Source organism: Lysinibacillus sp. BF-4 (genome assembly GCF_000743635.1).
Taxonomy (GTDB): domain Bacteria; phylum Bacillota; class Bacilli; order Bacillales_A; family Planococcaceae; genus Metalysinibacillus; species Metalysinibacillus saudimassiliensis.
This window is the reverse complement of the sequence record NZ_JPUW01000028.1, coordinates 1-23,571: the sequence shown is the minus strand read 5'-3', so window position 1 is coordinate 23,571 and position 23,571 is coordinate 1. Positions and strand designations below refer to the sequence as shown.

Sequence of the window (23,571 nt, the reverse complement as noted above, 5' to 3'; positions counted from 1 at the left end):
AGGAGTGTTTTACATAATGAATGAAGCAGCAATTACTTTAGATGGCTGGTACACACTACATGATTTCCGTTCAATCGACTGGGCTTCTTGGAAATTAGTTTCTGAAGAAGAACGTAAAGCAGCTACAGACGAATTTATCGCATTTTTAGAAAAACTTAATCAAGCAGATGAAGCTAAAACTGGCTCACACGCTTTTTATTCAATCGTTGGTCAAAAAGCAGACTTCATGCTAATGACTTTACGTGAAACAATGCAAGAGCTTAACGAAGTTGAAACAGAATTCAACAAATTAGCAATTGCTGATTTCACTATCCCAACGTACTCTTACGTATCAGTAGTCGAGCTTTCTAACTACTTAGCAGGTGAGTCTACAGAAGACCCATACCAAAACCCACACGTACGCGCTCGTTTATATCCTGAGCTACCACGCTGGGAGCATGTTTGCTTCTACCCAATGGACAAACGTCGTGAAGGTAACGACAACTGGTATATGCTAGATATGGAAACACGTAAAAAATTAATGTACTCTCACGGCTTAATCGGTCGTAGCTATGCAGGTAAAGTAAAACAAATCATTTGTGGCTCTGTTGGCTTTGACGACCACGAGTGGGGCGTAACATTATTTGCTAATGACGTACTACAATTCAAAAAAATCGTTTATGAAATGCGCTTCGACGAAGTATCAGCTCGCTACGGTGAGTTTGGTGAGTTCTTCGTAGGTAATATTTTAGACAACGAAAAATTAGTTAAACTATTACACGTATAATCTTCATAATTTCTTCATAACCTTCTATACTACTTATTAAGTTTTTCTTGATACAGTAGTGTAGGAGGTTTTTAGTTATGAAAAAAATACTAACATTCATTATTATAGCAGTCATGGTGACTTTACTTTACATTAAGTGGCAAGTACCTACGCAATTATTAGCAACACCTGCTACACCTAACATTGAGCACGATACAGACCAAAATTTAATTTTAGTAAATCAACAACATCCCATCCGCCAAGATCAGTTACCTACAGATCTTGTAAATTTATTTGAACAACAACGTACCTACACTTTGTTTTCAAGCGACATTCAATTACGAGCGCATGTTGCAACAGCTCTGCAACAAATGATTAATGCTGCCAATACGGAGGGTGTAACACAATTCATCGTAATGAGTGGCTACCGTAACTTAGAAGAGCAACAAGCACTTTATGACGAGATGGGATCGAGCTATGCCATGAAACCTGGTTATAGCGAACACCACACAGGGCTTGCTTTAGATATCGGCTCTACCGAGGGCACGATGGAGATGGCACCTGAAGGAAAGTGGGTAGCTAATAATGCGCACCGCTTTGGCTTTGTATTACGCTACCCTGCCGACAAAACAGCAATCACAGGTATTGAGTTTGAGCCGTGGCACCTGCGCTACGTGGGGCTACCTCATAGTGAACGCATGCATGAGCAAAACCTCGTACTTGAAGAATATACACCATAAAAAAGGAGCGACACCCTACGCGAGGGTATCGCTCCATTTTTTATTATTTTACGATGTGTACAGCTACATCTTTAGCAATTTTTTCATTATTCTTTTCAGCAACTACTGTTAATACATAACTACCTGGTGCTACATTTGCTTCATATGTCCAGTTACCTGTACGCTTTACATTAATTTTTTGTGGTGTTTTAACGCCATGAGCATCTGTTAATACTGCGCTCACTTTTGCGCCGCGCTCTACTTTACCCATTACTTTTTTATTAAATTGGCGTGTTACCTCTAATTTTGGTACAAACTTTGCAGCCGCTACTTTTGATACAGGTAAAATAATCTCTGATGACTTTTTAAATTGTACAGCTAACTCATCTGCGTTACCTACGCCTGCTACAGCTGCTGTTACACGTGTTGCATCGGTTGCATCAATTGTATAGCTTACATTTGGCATTGCTTGTGCATTTTTAGTTAACGAAAGACTCGCTAGATCTTCTGTTGTAACTGCTTTATTAAATGTTAACTCTACAACGCTACGTGACACACTGTATTGTGCTGTTGTTAATGCTGGTTGCTCCTCAACAATAATTGGTGCATCGCCTGTATGTGAGTGTGTTACTTTAATTGTATAGCCCTTTGTAATCTCTTGATCATCACTTGCTGAAGCTGAACCTGTACCCATAGCTACTAGCATACCCATTAATAATGTGCTCTTTGTTAATAATGTAATTTTCTTCAATCTATTTCACCTGTCCCTTATCGTTTATGTTCAATGTGTTACTTATTATTTATGCTTGCAATATTATATCGCCAATATAGAGGAAAGTTAAACTACTTTTGTTTTTTTATTTTTCCGTTGCAAGCGACTTTTTTACTATTAGGTATTCCAAATTACTTTCTTCATTGTACAAAAGATACACTGAACAAAAACTGAACGAAAAAAAGATGCTCCAATGAGCACCTTTTAATGGGGTAAAACAATAAGTTGTATCACAAATAATATCGCGAAAATATACAGTAAAGGGTGAACCATGCGCGCCTTACCTTGCGCAATTTTAATAATAGGATATGAAATAAAACCTAGTGCAATACCTGTAGCAATGCTTGACGTAAGCGGCATTGTTAAAATAACTAAAAATGCAGGGAAAGCTTCGCCAAAATCATCCCACTCAATTTGTTTAACTGCACCAATCATTAAACTACCTACAATAATTAGTGCTGGTGAAGTAATAGCAGCCACACTTGATAAAGATGCCACTAATGGGCCAAAAAATGAAGCTACCATAAATAGTACAGCTACTGTTACCGTCGTTAAACCTGTACGACCACCTACAGCTACGCCCGAGGACGACTCTACAAAGGCACTTGTTGGACTCGTACCAAACATCGCACCGACAGTTGTACCAACTGAATCAGCAAGCAATGCGCTACGCACACGCGGTAGTTGCCCATCTTTCATTAGCCCCGCTTGACGTGCCACACCAATCATCGTGCCTGTTGTATCAAATAACGTAACAAGTACAAAAGAAAATACTACCCCGTATAAACCATAAGAGATAACATCGCCCATTGCTGCAATCGGGTTCCACACTAAAATACCTTCTGGTAAGTGAGGCATTGCAATCACCTTAGCAATTTTTAATTGCCCTGTAACCATCGCCGCAATAGAAGTGACTACCATACCGATAAAAATCGCACCGTAAACATTACGTGCCATTAATAAAATCGTAACACCAAGACCAAACAGTGTGAGCAATACCTCAGGACTACTTAAATCACCTAACCCAACTAAATTAGCCTCACTACCTACTACGATATGTGACATTCGCATACCAATAAACGCAATAAACAAACCAATACCTGCCGTAATCGCAAGTTTTAAGTTTTGTGGTATAGCTGTAATTAATTTTTCACGGAATGGTGTTAAACTCAACACCACAAATACTAAACCAGCCACAAACACAGCCGAAAACGCTGTCATGTAATCAATTTTACCATCAGATGCTACAACGACTGCATACGTAAAGTATGCATTTAATCCCATACCTGGTGCAATTGCGATAGGATAGTTGGCCATAAGCGCCATCCATAACGTACCTACTACAGCCGAAATAATCGTGGCCATAAATACTTGGTCAATCGGAACCCCAGCATCTGCCAAAATAATAGGGTTAACGATGACGATATATACCATTGTTAAAAAGGTTGTTAAACCAGCCAACAACTCTGTGCTAACCGTCGTATTATTTTCCTTTAATTTAAACACGTTGCAAACCTCCTAAAGGCGAACATTTTTTAAGAACGAATATCATAATATTCGTTTATACAGTATTTTGCAACTATTTTATTTAAAAAAAAGAAAAACCTCTATATAAAGAGGCTTCTCTCTCAATTATCTACCTTCTTTAATAACAGCCATCATTAAGCATACCCAGCTAATTAAGAAGAATACGCCACCAAACGGCGTTACAGCACCTAACTTACCAATGCCTGTGACAGCTAATGTGTATAAACTACCTGCAAACAGCAAAATACCAATATTCATACACCAACCAGCAATATTTAATAATTTAACATCGCCCATCAGCTTACGACTCATTAAAATACCAACCACTAGTAAGCCACCTGCATGAAACATTTGGTACTGAACAGCTGTATTCCAAATGCCTGTACTATACGTATCTAATACATCTTTTAAGCCATGCGCAGCAAACGCACCTAATGCGACTGCTAAAAATGCATGAATTGCACCTGTTACGATAAATTTCTTCATTTCTTTTCCCTACCTTTGTTAAAAGTCAAATAACGAATCGCCATTTGCATCGTCTTCTTCTAGCTTAGGTTGTGCGACAGCTGGGGGTGTAATAGTATGCAAAAGCAAATCAGGCTTTGTGTGCGCTGTATAATGTAATGCTACATTACATAACGCCTGTATAGCTGTTAACGAAGCTTTTAAATCCGCCTCTGTTTGTGCTTGTTTAGCTTGTTGTAGTTGCTTTTCAATTTCCTGTACTACGCTTTGTTGTGAAATCATGCTTTAGCGCCCCCCTGCTTTTGAATAAATTTCATACAATCCATTCCGGATGATTGCTTAACTACTACGGAAGGTAATTGCTTTGTTTTAAAACCATACGCTGTACATGCACGCGGATTCCGCGTATCCCATGTCACTTTAAAATGTTGACACTGAAAACAATTAACGCGCATACCTCAGCCTCCTTTCAATGTATCACGATTACTACTTGCTTTGAAGTGACGAGTTTTCTACAAACACCAATTTATTGGTGACTTGCCCCATGCTGTGAGCTGTGCATTAATTTGTGAATATGGTTTACTGCCAAAAAAGCCACGATGTGCACTTAATGGACTAGGGTGAGGTGCCGTTAAAATTCGATGTTGAGGATGCGCAGCAATAATTTTTGTTTTTTGTTGAGCTGGCTTACCCCATAACACAAAAATCATAGGCTCTGCTCGACTTGCTAAACGCTCAATAATAACGTCCGTAAATTGCTCCCAACCTTGATTTTTATGAGAATGTGCCTGTCCTTGGCGCACCGTTAGCACCGTATTTAATAACAGTACACCTTGCTGCGCCCATTTTGTTAATGTACCGTGCTCAGGGATAGGACAACCAATATCATCCGCTAACTCCTTATACATATTACGTAAGCTTGGTGGCGTCGCAACACCCGGCTTCACTGAGAAGCTCAAGCCATGTGCTTGCCCTACACCGTGGTAGGGATCCTGCCCTAAAATCACAACGAGCACATCTTTATACGCTGTTGTATACAACGCATTCATTACTTCATCCTTAGGCGGAAAAATCGTTTGTGTCGCATATTCATGCGCTACAAATTGACGTAGCTTCTTATAATAAGGCGCTTCAAATTGGTCTGCTAAAATTTCCTGCCAATCGTTTGTAAATACTTCCTTCATTACTTACCCTCTCCTGACCTTATACTTTTTTAGGAATCTGATTATTTTTATATGTTCAGCTGAGCGCTATACTAATAGTATTTATTTTACTACAAAAGGGGTTTTAATGATGAGCTTAAAGAAAACATTAACGATAGCTGGTTCCGACACGTCTGGTGGCGCAGGTATTCAAGCGGACCTTAAAACATTTCAAGAGCATGGCACATATGGTATGACGGCCTTAACCGTTGTAGTTACAATGGATCCCGACAAGCACTGGGCGCATGGAGTATACTCGTTACCTGTTGAAGTGCTAGACGCGCAAATTAAAACAGCGCTCTCTACAGGCGTAGATGCTATAAAAACAGGCATGTTAGCTACAGAAGAAGTAATTAAAACGGCTGGTGAGGCAATCAAAAACGCTGGTACTACCAACGTAGTAATTGATCCCGTTATGGTTTGTAAAGGCGAGGATGAAGTATTAAACCCAGGCAATACAGAGGCAATGATTACCTATTTATTACCGCATGCTACAGTTACAACGCCTAACCTTTTTGAAGCTGGTCAGCTAGCTGGCATGAAAACGCCTCAAACAATAGAGGAAATGAAACAAGCTGCACAAAAAATTCATGCTCTTGGTGCAAAAACGGTAGTCATCAAAGGTGGACGTGCATTGCCAACGGATAAAGCACTCGATTTATTTTATGACGGTACGACCTTCTATGCACTAGAAACAGAAAAAATTGCGTCAACGTATAATCACGGCGCAGGCTGTACTTTTGCCGCTTCTATTACAGCAAATCTAGCAAATGGTATGACGGTTAAAGATGCTGTTGTTGAGGCAAAAGAATTTGTAGCTGCGGCTATCGCCAAAGGCTGGGCACTTAATAAATATGTAGGACCTGTTATGCATGGTGCAAAATCACGCTATGGTGCACCTACTGTTACCATTCGCGAAATTTAATGCATAAGCACTCTCAATCGAGGGTGCTTTTTTTATTGCAAACCTTACCATTTCCCTTTGTATTAAAAGTTGTTTATACTAACACTATTGATTTCAAGGAGGCACAAAGATGGAAATCGTAAATATTGAACAACTCCAAAAGCAACTTGATGCTTTTGCTAATAAAGAGGTATACATTCATTTAGAAACAACAAATGGCTCGTATGCCGCGCACTATGACGAAAAATTTTTTAATGCTGGCGCATTTATCCGTAATGTAAAGCTCGTATATGAGCACGCTAAAGTAATGGAAGACACACCAAATCGTGTAGGCTTAAAACTTGAGCACGGCTGGGTATATGCACAAGGCATCACGCATTCAGAAATTGATGAGCAAGGCCGCTTATTAATGGCAGGTCTAGATTACAGTGGAAAGTTAGCAGTGGCATTACAAATTAGTGAAACGCCATTCGCTTATTAAGGAGGTACTTCTATGGAAAAACAACGACAAATTTTAATTGTCTACCCTCACCCAGATGACGAATCATTTTCAGTAGCAGGTATCGCAGCTATGCAAGCTTCGATGGGTGTACCTGTAACATACGCATGCTTAACGCTTGGCGAAATGGGACGCAATTTAGGTAACCCACCGTTTGCTACACGTGAGTCATTACCTGAAATTCGTAAAAAGGAATTAATTGCGGCTTGTGAGGCAATTGGTATTCAAGATTTACGTATGATGGGATTACGTGACAAAACAGTAGAGTTTGAAGACGATGAAAAAATGGTCGGCATGATTACAGATTTAATTACTGAGCTAAACCCTTCAATGATTTTTACCTTCTTACCTAACTATTGTGTACACCCTGACCACGAGGCAACAGCACGTGCTGTCGTTGAGGCTGTAAGTCGCATGCCAAAAGCTGAGCGTCCAACACTACTTGGTGCAGGCTTTGCTAACAACACGGAAGAAGAAATGGGCGAGGCAGATTTCGTAGTAGATATTAGTGCATTTAAAGAGCATAAGCTCAACGCATTAAAAGCTCATGCTTCTCAAACGGGTTGGATGCTACAAGAGCTAGAAAATCGCGAGGAAGAGCACGGCGAATCACAAGAAGATGCTTGGTTTGCTAGCGAAAAGTTTTATACAATTACATTTAATGACTAAAATCACGTTTTTACGTGATTTTTTTCTTTTTCCCCTAGTGGTATATCAAATTTTCAGAAAAAACTTTTTTGTAAAAAGGGCTAGACACCCAAATAAAAAACCTTTATAGTGTATAAATATACAAAATATACATTCAAAGAGGTTATCAACATGAAAAAACATTCACTTAGTTCATGGCTTCTTTTCATTATACCTTCCCTACTTGGCGTATTTATCTTTATGACACCGCTCAATATTGAAGGCGCATGGAAAGTGCCTATCGCAATTATGGCTAACTCACTTGCAGGTGTCATTGTTCCTGTAATTAGCTGGTTTGCTTTAGCTATCATGACAATTGCCGCTGTTGGCTCTGTCATTTATTTATTTTTACCAAAAACTACAATGAAAGCACCAAGTTTTGCTGCACAATTATTCCGTGTTAATTTATTTTGGACAATTACGCGTGTACTAGCTGTCGTATTTACAGCAATGGTTGTCTTTGACTTTGGCCCAGCTGCCATTAACAACCCAAACACTGCAGGATTATTAATGGATCCTGAAGAAGGACTTGTAACTTTCTTATTTACTATCTTCTTATTTGCTGGTTTATTATTACCTTTACTTACTAACTTCGGATTGCTTGAGTTCTTTGGCACAATGATGACAAAGGTAATGCGTCCGTTATTTAAAATTCCTGGTCGCTCATCTATTGATGCGCTTGCTTCTTGGATTGGTGACGGCACTATCGGCGTATTGATGACAAGCAAACAATATGAGCAAGGTAACTATACAAAAAAAGAAGCCGCAATTATTGCAACAACTTTCTCTATTGTGTCGATTACATTTTGCTTTACGATTTTAAAAGAGCTTAATCTTGAAAGCTACTTCTTCCAATTTTATGGCACTGTTATTATCGCAGGACTAACACTTGCCTTAATTATGCCGCGTATCTATCCACTGCGTAAAATTGAAGATACGTATATTGATGGCTCAACAGAGCAAAAAGAAGAAGTACTACAAGACGAAAAATTACTAAAGGTTGCAACAGACCGCGCGTTAACATCAGCTAAAAATAATAGTAACTTCTCTTCATTTTGGGCTGAGGGCGGTAAAAACGTATTGGATATGTGGATTGCTGTAGCTCCTGTTGTTATGGCATTTGGTACTATCGCTTTAGTATTAGCAGAGTTTACACCTGTATTTAGTATTTTAGGTAAGCCATTTGAATACTACTTAGCCGCGCTAAACATTCCTGAAGCTGGTGCAGCTGCACAAACAATGGTAGTTGGCTTTGCTGACATGCTTCTACCTGCCGTATTAGGTAGCGGCATCGAATCTGAAATGACACGCTTTGTTATTGCAACGGTATCAGTTACGCAATTAATTTATATGTCAGAGGTTGGCGGTTTAATTTTAGGTACAAAAATTCCACTTAAAATTTGGGATTTAATTATTATCTTCTTATTACGTACTGTTATTTCATTACCAATCATCGCTATCATGGCGCATATTTTCTTTTAATCTAAACATAAAGCACTATATTTTTTAAATGCCTTTATACCCTATAAGCAAAATGTAAACGGTTATTACTTACTATTACCTTTATTTTTGTTTACCTATAGCTCGCTTTTAAGCAATTGCACACCTTATGCCCCACCCTCCTAAAAATTAGTATCTGTTATGCTAGTTACAGGTCCGTTCAAGTGACCTAGACTTATAGGAGGGTTTTATTTTGAGGAATGAGCAAGACGCTTTATCGTTAGTTCGAGCCAGTTTGAAGGAAGACGAGGAGGTACGACAGAGTTTGTTCGGCACTGTGCATCTTCCGTTCATGAGCGCAAGAAGAAAACGTAAGGGACTGCTTGTAGCCACTAATCAACGCCTTGCCTTTTACACACAGCAGTTTGGCACTGAAACATTTGAGCCTTACGACTACAAAGAAATTGATGCGGTAGAAACGCGACACCATTATGCACACGGTCAACAAGTTGTAGTGCAACAAGATGGACAGGAACAAATTTTATCTGCAATTGAATCAGCTAATATTTTTGATTGCGTAAACTTTATTCAACAAAAAATTTAATTTCGAAAAGCTTGCCTGACAGTAACACTTGTCGCGCAAGCTTTTTTGCGTATAGTAGGAGTAAGAGGTGATACACGATGAAAATTTTATTTGCTGAGGACGACGTTATCCTACGCAAGCATATTACGTATTTGCTAACACATGCAGGTTATAAAGTAACAACAGCTAAGGATGGTGCAGAGGCGCTAGATGCAGCGAGTGCTGAGCCATTTGATATCATTATTTTAGACTGGCTAATGCCACAAACACCTGGCATTGAAGTTTGCCAAAAATTAAGAGTCTCTGGTAACACTGCAGGCATTATGCTTCTTACTGCACGCGATGCAAGTGAAGACATTATCACAGGGCTTGATGCAGGCGCAGATGATTATTTAGTAAAGCCTTTTAAAAGCGATGTACTACTTGCTCGCATACGTGCGCTCGGCCGCCGCAAAGAAAAGCTCATTGTCGAAACACTAACATGTGGCAAGCTAACTTTGCACATGCAACAACGCACACTTCATAAAGATGGCGAGATTATTGAGCTAACCAAAAATGAGTTCTCTCTACTTTCTTACTTTATGCAAAATAGTAATCATGTACTTACACGCGAGCAAATTACTGCTTATGTTTGGGATTTTGAACAGGATGTATCAAGCAATGCGCTTGATGCACTCATTAAGCTTGTACGTAAAAAAATTGATGAGCCTAACAGTTCTTATATCCAAACTGTACGCGGCGTAGGCTATAAAATGCAGGTGATATAATGTTTCGTTTCATGCGTACTAAGCTTACTTTGCTTTACACAACAACATTTACTATAGCTGTTGGCATTTTGATGATTTTTTTATTCTTCGCGCTACAAAAAGTTATGGATAAACAACAAATTGAAGAATTAAACGCATTTTTCATGCGAGAGCAACACGATTTTTTACAACAACTACAAACCAATGAGCCTATTTTACATATTGATCCCACACGCCACTTTTTTTATTACATTTATGATGAAGAAGGTAACTTTATCCACGGTGACTCACAATACGATGGGCTCGAAGAAGTTATTGAGAGCTACTTTCTTACAACCAACACCGCCGAAAAAATCACTTGGCAGGAGGAGTCCCTTTTTATTATTAAGCGTCCCTTTATGCTAGACAATCGTAATATTGGCTATATTTTAACGGGTAAAACGATTACCACTCAAACTAACTTCTTTAAAAAAACACTCGCTGTGTTATTAATTACAACACTTTTATTTGCAGGTCTTATTGGAGCAATTAGCCACTACTTTGCTGCACGGGCTGTACACCCCATTCAACAAGCTTATGATAAGCAAAGGCGCTTTGTATCCGATGCCTCTCATGAGCTCCGTACACCTTTAGCCGTCTTTCAAAGCTCACTAGATATTTTACACACAGAGTCACTTAGCTCCTTTGGTAAGGAAGTTTTGAAAGACGCCGAGACAGAGGTCACGCATATGCAAAAGCTATTAGAGCAACTACTCACCTTAGCTCGTGCTGACCAGCTTGTATTAACAACGAAGGATAAAGTAAATCTGTCTGCCCTAACTACTGAAACAATACAAAAATTTGAACGACTCACTGCGCTTCCTATTGAAGCAACTATCACCCCTAACCTCTATGTCATTGGCAATGAGGCAAAGCTGCTACAAGTACTTTATATTTTATTAGAAAACGCCTTACGCTATACACAGCAAGGGCAAATTGCAATTACTCTTACTAAAGATGGTTTGGTGATAAGTGATAGTGGGATTGGCATTAGTGACGAAGATTTACCTCATATTTTCGAACGCTTTTATCGTAGCGACGAAGCGCGCGCTAAAGGTGGTACAGGACTAGGTCTTGCCATTGCACAAACCATCATCACCCAACATAACGGCACAATTAGCGTGAGCAGTAATAAATTAGGTACAACCTTTATCATTACGTTACCAATTTTCAGTTAAAATTCAGTTTACTTTCGTATACTTTTATCAAGACAATAATTGATGGAAGGACGAAACAGCTATGACACATACTTTTACCTTTCGCGCTATGAATGTGGATTTTTCGTTCACACTTCCACAGCACTGCGCACCACTTGAGCCAATGTTAAAGCAATGGTTGCTAGCACTGGAGCAACAATGGTCACGTTTTACGGACGATAATGAACTCGCACAAATTGATCGCCTTGCTATTGGCGAAACGATACAAATTAATCCTTTACTTTATGCTTGCTTACAAAGCGCACATAAATTTTATTTACGCACGAACGGTTTATTTTCACCTTATTTACGCAAACAGATGGTTGCTAACGGCTATGTAACGTCATTTCCATTTCGTCACTCTGCACTGCGCACACTACCTAAGCCTAAAACAGCACTGAGCTTTTTACCACAGTATACTGTGCAAAAATATGCGCGCGGTGAAGTTGACTTAGGCGGCTTTGCAAAAGGTTTTTTAATTGACCAGCTATGCCTTATGCTAAAAAATAGCTATCATGCCGAGTATGGGCAAATTATTGGCGGTGATGATATGCGCGTTTGGTCAACAACAGATAAAGAATGGCTTGTGCCACTACTTCACCCTATTGATGGTACAACTATGACAACACTACGCCTTAAAAATGGCGCAATCGCAACATCTAGCCGTCTACAACGTACATGGCAAACCAACCAAGAGCTCGTACATCATATTTTAAATGGCCAAACTGGGTTACCTGCACAAACACAAATTGTGCAAGCTACCTTCATCTGTGATGATTTAGCAACAGGTGAGGTGGGGGCGAAGCTATGCTTTTTAACAGATGAGGCGCTACTTGGGCAAGCTTCTTGTTATATTGTGCAAACGGATGGCTCTCACCAATGGCAAAAGCAACATGCGATTTGCTAAAAAATAAAAAAAGTTGAAACGATTTTAAAAATCGCTTCAACTTTTTATTGTTAAACTGTTTTATTTTTACGCATAAAATGAATAACAAAAGTAATCGCAAAAGCAATAATTAAAATGGCAAAGAATAAATAATGTGATATTTCGATATGAAAAACACTAAGCCCCATTTTAATCGCAATAATACCAATTAAAATAAAGGCGGTATTTTCAAGTTCTGGAATGCGATCAATAAGCGAAACAAACACAGTTGCTACTGTACGCATCACTAAAATCCCCAGCATACCTCCCATTAATAATACCCACACCTCGCTCGACACTGCAAAGGCCGCTAAAATCGAGTCCACTGAAAATGCCACATCCATAATCTCTACTGTAATAACAGTAGCCCAAAATGTCCCAAACAGGCGTACAAGTAAAGTGTTTTTATTAAACTCTTGAATGTCGTCGTCTTCTTTTTTAATGAAGTGCGAAATAGAGAGCCAAGCAAGATACAATGCACCCAGTGCTTTAATAAACCAAAATTTCACTAAATAAACGCCTATACCAATAAAAACAAAACGGAAGAAGTACGCACCAATCATACCGTACAATAATGCTTTTTTACGCTGCTCCTCTGGTAAATGGCGTACAAGTACCGCAAGTACTAGCGCATTATCCGCTGACAATAAGCCTTCAATTAATACTAAAGATAAAATCAGTCCCCATGATACAGGGTCTGTCAGTACAACTTTCCACATATGCCAATCAAAAAACTGGGCATACGTATCAAGAATTTGTTGTATCATACTACCGTCTCCTAAACTTTTTTTCTATTCTATACCCTTCTACGTCAAATTACACGCCCTCAAAGCTAACAACATTCTCTAGCTTACACAGGATTATTAGAATTAAGTGAATATTCAAACCCTTGGTGTATAAAATATGATACTATAGATGAATGTTTATATAGAATATGGAGGTTGACACAATGGAAAAAACACAAGCTAAATTAGTGCAGGTGGAAAATATTTTAATCGCGCATCAGTTTTTAAAAGATGTTGTGGTACACACACCCCTGCAAAAAAATGATTACCTATCAGAGAAGTACGGTGCCAACATCTATATTAAACGCGAAGATTTACAGCATGTTCGCTCGTTTAAATTACGAGGTGCCTACTATAAAATCAAAAAAATCGAGCAGGATGCCCGTGCAGTTGGCGTAGTAGCTGCAAGCGCCGGTAACCACGCACAAGGTGTTGCTTATGCCTGTGCACAACTCAACATTAAAGCCAGCATCTTTATGCCACAAACAACACCTAAACAAAAAATCGATCAAGTGCGTATGTTTGGTCGCAATTATGTCGATATTATTTTATCCGGTGATACTTTTGATGATGCAGCAGAGAGCGCGATTAAGTTTTGCGATGAACACGAAAAGATTTTCATCCACCCTTTTGATGACGTTGATGTAATTGCTGGGCAAGGTACAGTCGCAGTAGAAATTATGAATGACATCGAGGAGCCGATTGATTATATTTTTGGCAGTATTGGCGGCGGCGGCTTAATGTCTGGTGTTTCAGCCTATGTAAAAAATCTGTCACCTGATACAAAAATTATTGGTGTAGAGCCTGCGGGCGCAGGCAGTATGAAAGAGGCCTTTGTGCAAAACAAACCTGTCGCTCTTGAGTGGATTGATAAATTTGTAGATGGTGCTGCCGTCAAATTAGTTGGTCAACACACATATAACGTGTGCCGACGTTACCTAGATGATATTGTGCTCGTGCCTGAGGGCAAAGTATGTACAACAATTTTAGATTTATACAATAAGCATGCGATAATCGCTGAGCCTGCAGGCGCTTTATCTGTAGCAGCGCTTGATAGCTATGCTGAGCAAATCAAAGGCAAATCAGTCGTCTTTATTATTTCGGGCGGTAACAATGATATTGGGCGTATGCAGGAAATTAAAGAGAAATCACTAATTCATGAAGGGCTGCTGTATTACTTCATTGTTAATTTCCCTCAACGTGCAGGTGCACTGCGTCAATTCCTATCAAATGTACTTGGGCCTAATGACGATATTACAACCTTTGAATACACAAAGAAAAATAATAAAGAGAGCGGCCCAGCACTTGTTGGCATTGAAGTTGGTGATCGCGATGATTACCCTGGACTGTTAGAACGTATGGAGAAATTTGGCTTCTCTTATAAAGAAGTAAATAAAGACATTACATTATTCGGGCTACTCGTATAACCATCAAAAAAGGCTTGAGCATATGCTCAAGCCTTTTTTAGCCTAATAACGCGCGGTCCGAGTTCATTTTTTCGCCTCGAATTGCTTCGAACTCTGCCATTAAATCTGGAATAGTTAAGTGTGGCTTACGTTGTTCTTCTACTTCTAAAATAATTTGACCTTTGTCCATCATAATTAAGCGGTTACCAAGGTCAAGCGCCTGTTGCATATTGTGCGTTACCATCAACGTAGTAAGTTGATCTTGCGCAACTAGCTCCTTCGTAAGCTGTGTAATTAACTCTGCACGCGATGGATCAAGCGCTGCCGTATGCTCATCTAGTAATAAAATAGATGGCTGAGTAAACGTTGCCATTAATAAAGAGAGTGCCTGACGCTCACCACCTGAGAGTAAGCCAACTTTTGCGCCTAAACGATTTTCTAAATTTAAATGCAAACGCTCAAGTGCTGTTCTAAAAATATCACGGCGTTTTTTCGTCACGCCCATACGCAAGCCACGCGGCTTATTACGCGAGTAAGCGAGTGCGATATTTTCTTCAATCGTCATAGAAGGTGCTGTGCCCGCCATAGGATCCTGAAACACACGTCCAATATACTGTGAACGTTTAAACTCTGGCAATGCAGTAACATCCTTACCATCAATAATCACACGACCATAATCTGGTGTAAGTGCCCCCGAAATCATATTCATCATCGTTGACTTACCTGCACCATTACTGCCGATGATTGTTACAAAATCACCTGGCTTTAGATGTAAATTAATATTACCAAGCGCCACTTTTTCGTCAGGTGTGCCCTCATTAAAGGTTTTTTGAATTTGTTGTAGTTTAAGCAAGCTCATTACCTCCTTGCTCTAGTTGCGTGCGCATATCAGCAAGTCGCTTTGCCTTACGTTTGCGCTCCTTATATTTATCAATAATCTGCGGTAAAATTAATGCAATAATAACAATAACCGCTGTGATTAGCTTCATATCACCTGAGTCAAGGAAGCCGGATTTTAATGCTAGTGCCAATACAACACGGTAAATCACTGCACCAATAATTACAGCTAGCGTCGTGCGCATAATTGTTTTTGTTCCAAGTATAGCTTCCCCAATAATTACAGAAGCTAGGCCTGTGACAATCATACCAACGCCCATCGTAACGTCAGCCGCTTTATTTACTTGTGCAATTAAAGCACCTGATAAGGCCACTAAACCGTTAGATAAACCTAGTCCTAAAATAATTAGACGGTCCGTATTTGCCGAAAAACTGCGAATCATGCGTTGGTTATCTCCCGTTGCACGAATAGCTAGCCCAACTTCCGTCTTTAAAAACCAATCTACAAACACTTTAATCAAAATAATAATAATTAGCCCTACAAATAATACACTCCACGTCTTTGGTACTTTTTCGAAACCAAGACCCATTAATGCACTAGTAATAGCTGCATCAATACCTAAGTTGCCCCACCATGTTGCTACTGTCGAAAAAATCGTATCGACATTTAATAATGGAATATTTGGTCGACCTACGGAGTTTTCGAGCGTAAAGCCCATAATGCGTAAATTAATTGAGTATAATGCAATCATCATTAAAATACCTGACAGCAAGGGATTAATATTACCCTTCGTATGTAGTAGACCTGTAATACAGCCTGCTACAAAACCTGCAAGTATCGCAACCAGTGTTGCAATCACAGGGTTATAACCTAATACAATCATCATGGCTGCTGTTGCCGCGCCAGTCACAAAGCTTCCGTCTACGGTTAAATCAGGAAAATCAAGCACTCGGAAGGTTAAATAAACCCCGAGTGCCATAATTGCATAGATGATTCCCTGCTCAACTGAACCAAATATTGTAACGAACATTTCGAATCATCTCCTAGTTGTTAGTCAATCACTTCTGCGCCCCAGCTATCTTTAACCTCAATGCCAAGTGCGTCTGCTGCTTTTTTATTAACGACTAATTTTAAATTTTGTGGGTACTGTGCTGCAAGCTCTGCCGCTGTTGCCTCACCCTTTAAAATTTTCGCTGCCATTTCGCCAGCTTCATAGCCAATATCTTTGTACTCGAAGCCATAAGCCGCTAGGCCGCCACGTGCTACTGAGTCTAACTCGCCTACGATAACAGGTACTTCGTTTGTTTCGCCTACATCAATTACTGACTCTAATGCCGAAACAACAGTGTTATCTGTAATAATGTAAAACGCATCAACCTTGCTCGCTAATGATTCAGCCGCTTGCTTTACCTCTGATGAGTTTGATGCTGAAGCTTCTTCGATTGTAATACCGGCTTCTTTCGCCGCTTCCTTCACTTGCTCTACCTGCGCTACTGAGTTTTGCTCACCAGCGTTGTACACCATACCAACTTTTTTAGCACCTAGCTCGTCTTTTAAGAAGGTTACTGTATTTTTAATTGTATCTGGGTGTAAATCAATTGTACCTGTTGCATTTTTACCTGGCTTATCCATTGAATCAATTAACTCTGCTCCTACTGCATCTGTTACAGAAGTAAAGATGATAGGAATATCACTCGTTGCCCCCATAGCTGCTTGTGCAGAAGGTGTTGAGTTAGCAAAAATTAAATCAACATCGCTACCTACAAAGTTTGTAGCAATTGTTGTGTTAAGGCTGTTGTCGCCTTGAGCAATCTGCTCATCAAATGTTACATCTAATCCTGAATCTTTAAGTGCTTGTTTAAAGCCTTCTGTTGCTGCATTTAGTGATGGATGCTCAACAATTTGTGAGATCCCCACTGTATATGATTCTCCATTTGCAGTTGAATTGTTATTGTCCTCATCGTTTTCCTTCGGTTCTTCTGTTGCCTTATCTCCGCCACCACATGCTGCTAGCACAAGTACGATAGAAAGTAACAGTAATGTTAACCAGCTTGATTTCTTCATCATCTCAACGTCCCCCTTATGTCTCAAATACTAATTTATCGCTATATTACAGTGCTTTAAAATGTTCGTCAACAAGGGTTTTAAATGTTCTGACACTTTATTTGGATAAATTATTTTTGCTTTTACCATAATTCGCCGCTTTAAACCGCTAAATTGATTGGTTTTACGGCTAATTCATTTTTTTAATATAGTAAAAAACTTTTTTTCTGCCAGGCTATAATATACTGAAATTTCCTTCAAATTGACTTCATACCTCTGCTATATTAGAATATTACTTTGCTCAACGTGGTTCGTAACCATCCCACGAAAAAAAACTAAGGAGAAAAAAATATGAAAATTAAACTATTAGCAGTTAACGCTACAGTTGCTGCTTTATATGTTGCGCTAGCTTTTGCAGTTAAGCCTATTGCTTTTGGTGAGCTACAATTCCGTATACCAGAAATTTTTAACCACTTAATCGCCTTCAACCCATTATTTATGCCGGGTGTTGTGCTAGGTGTATTTATTTCTAATATCAACTCCGAGCTTGGACCAATTGATTTAGTATTTGGCGTAGGCCATTCAGTCATTACATTAGGCTTAGCTATTTTTATTTTTAAATTTGTATCAAATATCAAAGTACGTTTAGCTATTATGACAGTGCTATTTACATTAACTATGTTTATTATTGCATTTGAGTTAACACTTGTACTCAAGTTACCATTCTTTTGGACGTGGTTATTTGTAGCCGGTGGCGAATTTGTGGTACTAGCTATTGGTGCGCCAATTATGTACACGCTCAACAAGCGTTTAGATTTTAAAAATATGTTATAAACACACAAAAGGCTTTCGAAATTCGAAAGCCTTTTTATTATTTCCTTTTTACGAGCATCCAAATAATTAACTGCAACATCGCAATAACTAAAAATACTGCTAACCATAAAAGTTGTGCAAGCATTCGTAGCTCTGTCGTTTGAAGTACACCTGTCGCATCAATTACTCTAAATTGTAAAAATACTACGCCAGCTACGAAAATAATTACCCAAGCCATCGTAAGGCTGCGCCAAAAAAATTTATTCATTATTTATCACCTGTTTAATTTACGTTTAGCATAATACTTGCGTTTCAATTAATTTGACTTAACTGAAAATTGTCGGTATTATGAGAAAAATTACTACACTGTCGCTTGCATATAGTAATGCGAGGGCAACACGAGGAGTGCAGATGAGATGAGTACAGTACAGACAAAAGGTTATTATGGGCAATTTGGTGGCAGCTTTGTGCCACAAGATTTACAAAAGGTGCTTGATATTTTGGACGAAAATTTCCAAAAATACAAAAATGACGCAGACTTTAACAAGGAATTAAATTATTACTTTGAAGAGTATGTTGGTCGCAAGTCACCACTTTATTTAGCTGATAATTTAACAAAGCGCTTAGGTGGCGCAAAGATTTATTTAAAACGCGAAGATTTAAATCATACAGGTTCACATAAAATCAATAATGTCCTTGGACAAATTTTATTGGCGAAGCGCATGGGTGCTAAACGTGTAATTGCCGAAACAGGCGCTGGGCAACATGGTGTAGCAACCGCTACAGTCTGCTCTATGTTTGGTATGGACTGCACAATTTATATGGGCGAGGAAGATACAAAACGCCAAGCACTAAATGTATTCCGTATGGAGTTGTTAGGCGCTAAAGTAGTTGCCGTTACAGAAGGGCAAGGTCGCTTAAAAGAAGCCGTTGACGCAGCATTTGCTGATTTAGTCGAAAACTACGACCATACCTTTTATTTATTAGGTTCTGCAGTTGGTCCGCATCCATTCCCAGCAATGGTAAAGCACTTCCAACAAGTTATTAGTGAAGAGAGCCGCGAGCAAATTTTAGCAAAAGAGGGTAAGCTTCCTGCAGCTGTAGTAGCTTGCGTTGGTGGAGGTAGTAACGCCATTGGTTCATTCGCACATTATATTGATGATGAGGATGTACGTTTAATTGGTGTTGAGCCTGACCAAGCCGCTTCCCTAAACGAAGGTGTACCCGCTGAGTTACACGGTTTCCGTTGCTATGTGCTACAAGATGAGCAAGGTAATCCTAAACCAACCTACTCTATCGCTGCTGGGCTTGACTACCCTGGTTGTGGTCCTGAGCACTCTTACTTAAAAGAAATTGGACGCGCTGAGTATGTTACGATTTCAAACGAAGAAGTACTTGATGCTTTTAAAGTATTATCACGTGAAGAAGGCATTATTCCAGCACTAGAAAGCTCACATGCCATTGCACACGCGTTAAAATTAGCGCCAACACTTAGCCCTGACGAAAGTATTATCGTTACCGTGTCTGGTCGCGGTGATAAGGATGTTGAGCAAGTGTTTGACATGCTATCCTAATAAAAACCCCCCATCACAAAATAAGTGTGATGGGGGGTTTCGTTCGTTAAAGCATAGGATAAATTTCAGCTACATTTTCGCGTAATTTAGCTTTTAAAAACTTACCAACCGATGTTTTAGGAATTTCGTCTAAAAATACAATGTCATCAGGCATCCACCACTTTGCAAAGTGTGGTTCTAACACAGCGTATAACTCTTCTTTAGCTACATTTGCGCCTTCTTTCAGTACAACGCAGGCTAATGGTCGCTCCTGCCACTTTGCATGGGGCACTGCAATAACTGCCGCTTCATAAACTTCAGAGTGAGACATGAGTGCGTTTTCTAAATCTACAGAAGAAATCCATTCGCCACCAGATTTAATTAAATCTTTTGTGCGGTCTGTAATTTTAATTAAACCATCAGGCGTACGTACTGCAATATCACCTGTGTAGAGCCAACCATCTCGATAAGCATCCACGGTACGCTCATCCTTATAATACTCGTGGGAAATCCACGGCCCGCGTAAACGAAGCTCACCCATTGTTGTACCGTCCCATGGCACTTCACCGTTTTCATTAATTATGCTTGAGGTAATACAAGGCATCGTCATTCCTTGTGTAGTACGTACAGCAACTTTATCATCCATCTCCCAATCTTCCATCCATGATTGGTAATTGGATAACGCAACAATCGGTGTGGTTTCGGTCATACCATAAACCGAAATATAAGGAATATGATATACCTCCTCAAATGCACGAATTAAATGTTGTGGTGAAGCCGAGCCACCACAGCAAATTACTCGTAATGAACTAATATCACGCGCCTGCTTTTCTTGAATTTGTAAAGCACTTAACCAAATCGTAGGTACGCCCGCCGTTAATGTAACGCCTTCTGCCTCAATCATGTCTAAAATAATTTCTGGTGTGAAATTTGGCCCGACTAATACTTGCGTTGCGCCTACGTTTACGCTGGCAAAAGGGATGCCCCACGCATTTACATGGAACATTGGTACGATAGGCATTGTTTTATCTGCCTCGCAAATCCCCATAGAATCAACCATACTCAGCATCATACTATGCAGCACTAAGCCGCGATGCGTATATACAACACCTTTTGGTCGCCCTGTTGTTGCACTTGTATAACACATACTAGCTGGATCATTTTCGCCAAGATCATCAGGGAAATTAAATGTCTCATCTGCCTCTGCTAATAATTGTTCATAGCTATATGCATTAGGTAAACTAGTTTGTGGCAAAGCCTCGTCTGTCATAATAATAAAATGCTTAACTGTCTTTAGCTGTGGTGCAATTGCCTCAATGATTGGCACTAAATCTACGTCAATTAATAACATCTCGTCCTCTGCATGATTAATAATATAAACTAAATCGTCTTCAGATAAACGGATATTAACCATATGTAATACTGCGCCTGTACATGGTACGGCAAAGTATGTCTCTAGATGTCGGTGTTGGTTCCAAGCAAAAGAGCCAACCTTCATGCCCTTTTTCATACCTAATTTTGTTAGTGCGTGCGCCAAACGTCGAGTGCGCTTCGCCCAGTCGCCATAAGTTAGGCGGTGTGTATGTGTCGGGCTCGTGCGTGAAATAATCATTTTTTTCGAAAAATATGTTTCGGCACGATTAAAAAAATCCGTTAACACTAATGGTGTTTGCATCATAATAATCCCATCCCCCTTATTATAAAATCCCCTTTTATCCAAATAATATAATATTTAGATAATTATATTATAGCCATCTTGCAAAGTGTTAAGCAATGAATTTTTAAATTTTACTAGCTATTTTGCGCTTTAACTACAAAAAAGGCCCAGCACTGGGCTAGACCTTCGTTGCAAATTTTGCGGTTGCTTGATGAAGTTGTTTAGAGACCTTAGCAATTGTTCCTGCTTGCTGGTATAACTGCTGCATTTGTTGCATTTGTGTTGTAGTTAATTGCTCTACATCTTCTACATAGCGTGCATTGTCTTGCGAAAAGCTAGTTAATGTGGTGGCAGCTGTTGCTACTTGTGCCGTATGATGCAAAATTTCTTCAAGTGTTTGTGATACCTCCACAACATGGGGCTTAATATCTTCTACTTGAGTAAAAATATCACCAAACTTTTGTGCTGTATGTGTCGTAACACTCACGCCCTGCTCAGCAGCACCTACTACCTCGTGCATCATGACAACCGCGTCAGCTGATTCACGCTGGATGTCACGCACAATGCCTGTAATTAATTTAGTAGAAGCAATGGATTTTTCGGCTAAATGCCGCACCTCGTCCGCTACAATGGCAAAGCCTTTGCCATGCTCACCTGCATGCGCTGCTTCAATTGCTGCATTAAGTGCGAGTAAATTGGTTTGTTCTGCTAATGCTGTAATCGCCTCAACAATTTTTTCGATATCTAATGAGCGATTAGCCATAGCCTGCACTGCCCCATTCGATTTTTCAGCTGATTGTTGAATGCTCTTCATCTGCTTTATATTATGTGCCACAATCACCTCGCCTTGTTGCGCCTCTTGCAACGTGCTATCTGCAAACTCAGCTAGCTGGTGCATACGTGTTGTAATTTGGGTAATACCTTGTGCGACCTCTTGAAGTGAAGCTTCATTAGCTGTTAGTTGTAGCGTGGATTGCTGTGTTGACTGCGCAATATGCGTCATATGTGTCGTAATTCGTTGTGTAGAGTCTACAGTAGTTGAGGTCGTTTGTTCCACGGTATCTGCAATAGCTGTCACCTCAGTGACACTGCGCTGAACTGTCGACAGTAATCCCTGCACCTGCGTAACCATTTGGTTATAAGATAGCATTACTTCGCCTAACTCATCACGTGCACTATAAGTAGCCATAGCAGTAAAATCACCTTGCTCAGCACGCTTTAATAATTTTTTTAACTCCTGTGTTGGGATATGTACGGCTCTTGTTGCAATGATACTCATCGCAATGACTAAAATAATAACGGCTAAACTAACCGTGCCTAATAATTTATAACCAAACTGAATGTCGCGCTCATATACTGTACGCTTTGTATTAGCGGCTGTGATAATATGCGTACGCATTTCACTAAGTAGCGCCTGCAATGTATGATATTTTGGCATATACACTTGTTCATGCCACGCGGCTGACTGCTCGGATGTTGCTACTAGTTGTTGCAACGCCTCATAACCTTGTTCATAATTTTTAATCAGAAGCGGTAATTTATTATCAAGCGCCACAGTCTTCAGCTTTGTAAGTTGTTCAGCAGGCTTAGCTGTCTCATCTCCTATTGGCATATCTTCAAGTTCAGTTAGCCATATAAGAGGTAACAATGCCTGATCATACGTCGCTGTTGCTTGCCATGACATTTTACGTAAATAATCCATACTAAAAATACCTAATAATACATTCGAAATCACACAAATAAACATTAATACTACGAGCTTATCTTTCACTTGCACATATTGCAGTAACTTCATCACATTAACTCCTCATACGCTAGTCTATTTATCATACGCATAATTTATAGGGCATATGTTATAGCTATGTAAAGTTTTTATTAAGATTACTTAGCACTTTTTGACAAAAAATAAGCCTTATGGTACGTTACCTATGAGTTTTTAGAAAATTGCATCTATAAGGAGTGATTCAGTTGGTTAATCTTAATAAAATTGAACTTACCAAAAAGGGGTTCATCACCGTAACTTGGGG

At 39.5% G+C, this 23,571-nt stretch carries 26 protein-coding genes and 1 riboswitch; of the genes, 13 read left to right on the top strand and 13 right to left on the bottom strand.

Annotated elements, in window-relative coordinates:
• Positions 1 to 16 precede the first annotated feature (16 nt).
• Together hemQ and CH76_RS09550 are read left to right on the top strand one after the other, a co-directional pair.
• Positions 17 to 766, top strand: coding sequence for a hydrogen peroxide-dependent heme synthase (hemQ, locus tag CH76_RS09555; RefSeq protein WP_036145426.1), 750 nt, complete (start codon positions 17 to 19; stop codon positions 764 to 766).
• 77 nt (positions 767 to 843) lie between these two features.
• Positions 844 to 1,485, top strand: coding sequence for a D-alanyl-D-alanine carboxypeptidase family protein (locus CH76_RS09550; protein ID WP_051910301.1), 642 nt, complete (start codon positions 844 to 846; stop codon positions 1,483 to 1,485).
• A 43-nt stretch (positions 1,486 to 1,528) separates the two neighbouring features.
• Here the strand turns inward: CH76_RS09550 and CH76_RS09545 are convergent, their stop codons facing one another.
• The 6 genes from CH76_RS09545 to CH76_RS09520 form a co-directional block, all read right to left on the bottom strand.
• Positions 1,529 to 2,215 carry a hypothetical protein gene (locus CH76_RS09545; RefSeq protein ID WP_036145423.1) on the bottom strand — a complete coding sequence of 229 codons (687 nt, stop codon included), beginning with the start codon at positions 2,213 to 2,215 and terminating at the stop codon, positions 1,529 to 1,531.
• A 225-nt stretch (positions 2,216 to 2,440) separates the two neighbouring features.
• Entirely contained in the window at positions 2,441 to 3,742 is a 1,302-nt protein-coding gene (locus CH76_RS09540; protein WP_036145421.1) for an NCS2 family permease, read from the bottom strand.
• A gap of 126 nt (positions 3,743 to 3,868) precedes the next feature.
• Positions 3,869 to 4,249 carry a DUF423 domain-containing protein gene (locus CH76_RS09535; RefSeq protein ID WP_036145419.1) on the bottom strand — a complete coding sequence of 127 codons (381 nt, stop codon included), beginning with the start codon at positions 4,247 to 4,249 and terminating at the stop codon, positions 3,869 to 3,871.
• Between the two features lie 18 nt (positions 4,250 to 4,267).
• Entirely contained in the window at positions 4,268 to 4,510 is a 243-nt protein-coding gene (locus CH76_RS09530; protein WP_036145416.1) for a DUF5327 family protein, read from the bottom strand.
• Entirely contained in the window at positions 4,507 to 4,683 is a 177-nt protein-coding gene (locus CH76_RS14095; protein WP_036145414.1) for a hypothetical protein, read from the bottom strand. Before CH76_RS14095 ends, CH76_RS09530 begins: the two co-directional genes overlap by 4 nt.
• Positions 4,684 to 4,740: 57 nt before the next feature.
• Positions 4,741 to 5,412, bottom strand: a complete 672-nt coding sequence (locus tag CH76_RS09520) for a uracil-DNA glycosylase (RefSeq protein WP_036145413.1) — start codon at positions 5,410 to 5,412, stop codon at positions 4,741 to 4,743.
• A 109-nt stretch (positions 5,413 to 5,521) separates the two neighbouring features.
• On the opposite strand from CH76_RS09520, the gene thiD reads away from it, so the two are divergent.
• The 8 genes from thiD to CH76_RS09480 all read left to right on the top strand — a co-directional run bounded on the left by thiD (position 5,522) and on the right by CH76_RS09480 (position 12,431).
• Positions 5,522 to 6,355, top strand: coding sequence for a bifunctional hydroxymethylpyrimidine kinase/phosphomethylpyrimidine kinase (gene thiD / locus CH76_RS09515; protein ID WP_036145411.1), 834 nt, complete (start codon positions 5,522 to 5,524; stop codon positions 6,353 to 6,355).
• Between the two features lie 109 nt (positions 6,356 to 6,464).
• Positions 6,465 to 6,815, top strand: a complete 351-nt coding sequence (locus CH76_RS09510) for a YojF family protein (RefSeq protein WP_036145407.1) — start codon at positions 6,465 to 6,467, stop codon at positions 6,813 to 6,815.
• Between the two features lie 12 nt (positions 6,816 to 6,827).
• Complete coding sequence (gene bshB2 / locus CH76_RS09505; RefSeq protein ID WP_036145405.1) at positions 6,828 to 7,502, top strand: bacillithiol biosynthesis deacetylase BshB2; 675 nt, start codon at positions 6,828 to 6,830, stop codon at positions 7,500 to 7,502.
• 150 nt (positions 7,503 to 7,652) lie between these two features.
• Positions 7,653 to 9,002 carry a YjiH family protein gene (locus CH76_RS09500; RefSeq protein WP_036145402.1) on the top strand — a complete coding sequence of 450 codons (1,350 nt, stop codon included), beginning with the start codon at positions 7,653 to 7,655 and terminating at the stop codon, positions 9,000 to 9,002.
• Between the two features lie 211 nt (positions 9,003 to 9,213).
• On the top strand, positions 9,214 to 9,564 hold the full coding sequence (locus tag CH76_RS09495) for a PH domain-containing protein (protein ID WP_036145400.1): 351 nt from the start codon (positions 9,214 to 9,216) through the stop codon (positions 9,562 to 9,564).
• Positions 9,565 to 9,641: 77 nt separating this feature from the next.
• A complete protein-coding gene (locus CH76_RS09490; RefSeq protein WP_036145397.1) occupies positions 9,642 to 10,310 on the top strand; it encodes a response regulator transcription factor in 669 nt (222 codons plus the stop codon).
• Positions 10,310 to 11,506: a cell wall metabolism sensor histidine kinase WalK gene (locus tag CH76_RS09485; protein WP_036145395.1), complete on the top strand. Its 1,197-nt coding sequence runs from the start codon at positions 10,310 to 10,312 to the stop codon at positions 11,504 to 11,506. The genes CH76_RS09490 and CH76_RS09485 overlap by 1 nt, the downstream gene beginning before the upstream one ends.
• 61 nt (positions 11,507 to 11,567) lie before the next feature.
• A complete protein-coding gene (locus CH76_RS09480) occupies positions 11,568 to 12,431 on the top strand; it encodes an FAD:protein FMN transferase (protein ID WP_051910300.1) in 864 nt (287 codons plus the stop codon).
• A gap of 50 nt (positions 12,432 to 12,481) precedes the next feature.
• On the opposite strand, the gene CH76_RS09475 is transcribed toward CH76_RS09480, so the two are convergent.
• A complete protein-coding gene (locus CH76_RS09475) occupies positions 12,482 to 13,216 on the bottom strand; it encodes a TerC family protein (RefSeq protein WP_036145392.1) in 735 nt (244 codons plus the stop codon).
• Between the two features lie 182 nt (positions 13,217 to 13,398).
• On the opposite strand from CH76_RS09475, the gene ilvA reads away from it, so the two are divergent.
• Complete coding sequence (gene ilvA, locus CH76_RS09470) at positions 13,399 to 14,661, top strand: threonine ammonia-lyase IlvA (protein WP_036145390.1); 1,263 nt, start codon at positions 13,399 to 13,401, stop codon at positions 14,659 to 14,661.
• A 37-nt stretch (positions 14,662 to 14,698) separates the two neighbouring features.
• Here the strand turns inward: ilvA and CH76_RS09465 are convergent, their stop codons facing one another.
• Genes CH76_RS09465 through CH76_RS09455 form a run of 3 tightly spaced genes read right to left on the bottom strand, consistent with a single transcriptional unit; the run spans position 14,699 to position 17,545 of the window.
• A complete protein-coding gene (locus CH76_RS09465) occupies positions 14,699 to 15,493 on the bottom strand; it encodes an ABC transporter ATP-binding protein (protein ID WP_036145389.1) in 795 nt (264 codons plus the stop codon).
• Entirely contained in the window at positions 15,486 to 16,508 is a 1,023-nt protein-coding gene (locus CH76_RS09460; protein ID WP_036145387.1) for an ABC transporter permease, read from the bottom strand. The genes CH76_RS09465 and CH76_RS09460 overlap by 8 nt, the downstream gene beginning before the upstream one ends.
• Positions 16,509 to 16,528: 20 nt before the next feature.
• Positions 16,529 to 17,545: an ABC transporter substrate-binding protein gene (locus tag CH76_RS09455; protein WP_036145386.1), complete on the bottom strand. Its 1,017-nt coding sequence runs from the start codon at positions 17,543 to 17,545 to the stop codon at positions 16,529 to 16,531.
• A gap of 276 nt (positions 17,546 to 17,821) precedes the next feature.
• A riboswitch (PreQ1 riboswitch) is annotated at positions 17,822 to 17,866 on the top strand.
• A 6-nt stretch (positions 17,867 to 17,872) separates the two neighbouring features.
• On the opposite strand from CH76_RS09455, the gene CH76_RS09450 reads away from it, so the two are divergent.
• Positions 17,873 to 18,355, top strand: a complete 483-nt coding sequence (locus CH76_RS09450) for a QueT transporter family protein (RefSeq protein WP_036145383.1) — start codon at positions 17,873 to 17,875, stop codon at positions 18,353 to 18,355.
• A 37-nt stretch (positions 18,356 to 18,392) separates the two neighbouring features.
• Here the strand turns inward: CH76_RS09450 and CH76_RS09445 are convergent, their stop codons facing one another.
• Positions 18,393 to 18,602 (bottom strand): DUF3923 family protein, encoded by a 210-nt coding sequence (locus tag CH76_RS09445; protein WP_036145381.1) that lies wholly within the window; start codon positions 18,600 to 18,602, stop codon positions 18,393 to 18,395.
• A 148-nt stretch (positions 18,603 to 18,750) separates the two neighbouring features.
• On the opposite strand from CH76_RS09445, the gene trpB reads away from it, so the two are divergent.
• Complete coding sequence (gene trpB / locus CH76_RS09440) at positions 18,751 to 19,908, top strand: tryptophan synthase subunit beta (RefSeq protein WP_036145378.1); 1,158 nt, start codon at positions 18,751 to 18,753, stop codon at positions 19,906 to 19,908.
• Positions 19,909 to 19,954: 46 nt separating this feature from the next.
• Here the strand turns inward: trpB and CH76_RS09435 are convergent, their stop codons facing one another.
• Together CH76_RS09435 and CH76_RS09430 are read right to left on the bottom strand one after the other, a co-directional pair.
• Positions 19,955 to 21,565, bottom strand: a complete 1,611-nt coding sequence (locus CH76_RS09435) for a long-chain fatty acid--CoA ligase (protein WP_036145376.1) — start codon at positions 21,563 to 21,565, stop codon at positions 19,955 to 19,957.
• Positions 21,566 to 21,722: 157 nt separating this feature from the next.
• The gene (locus CH76_RS09430) at positions 21,723 to 23,339 is read right to left on the bottom strand and encodes a methyl-accepting chemotaxis protein (RefSeq protein WP_036145374.1); all 1,617 of its coding nucleotides are present in this window, start codon (positions 23,337 to 23,339) and stop codon (positions 21,723 to 21,725) included.
• Positions 23,340 to 23,571: the final 232 nt, after the last annotated feature.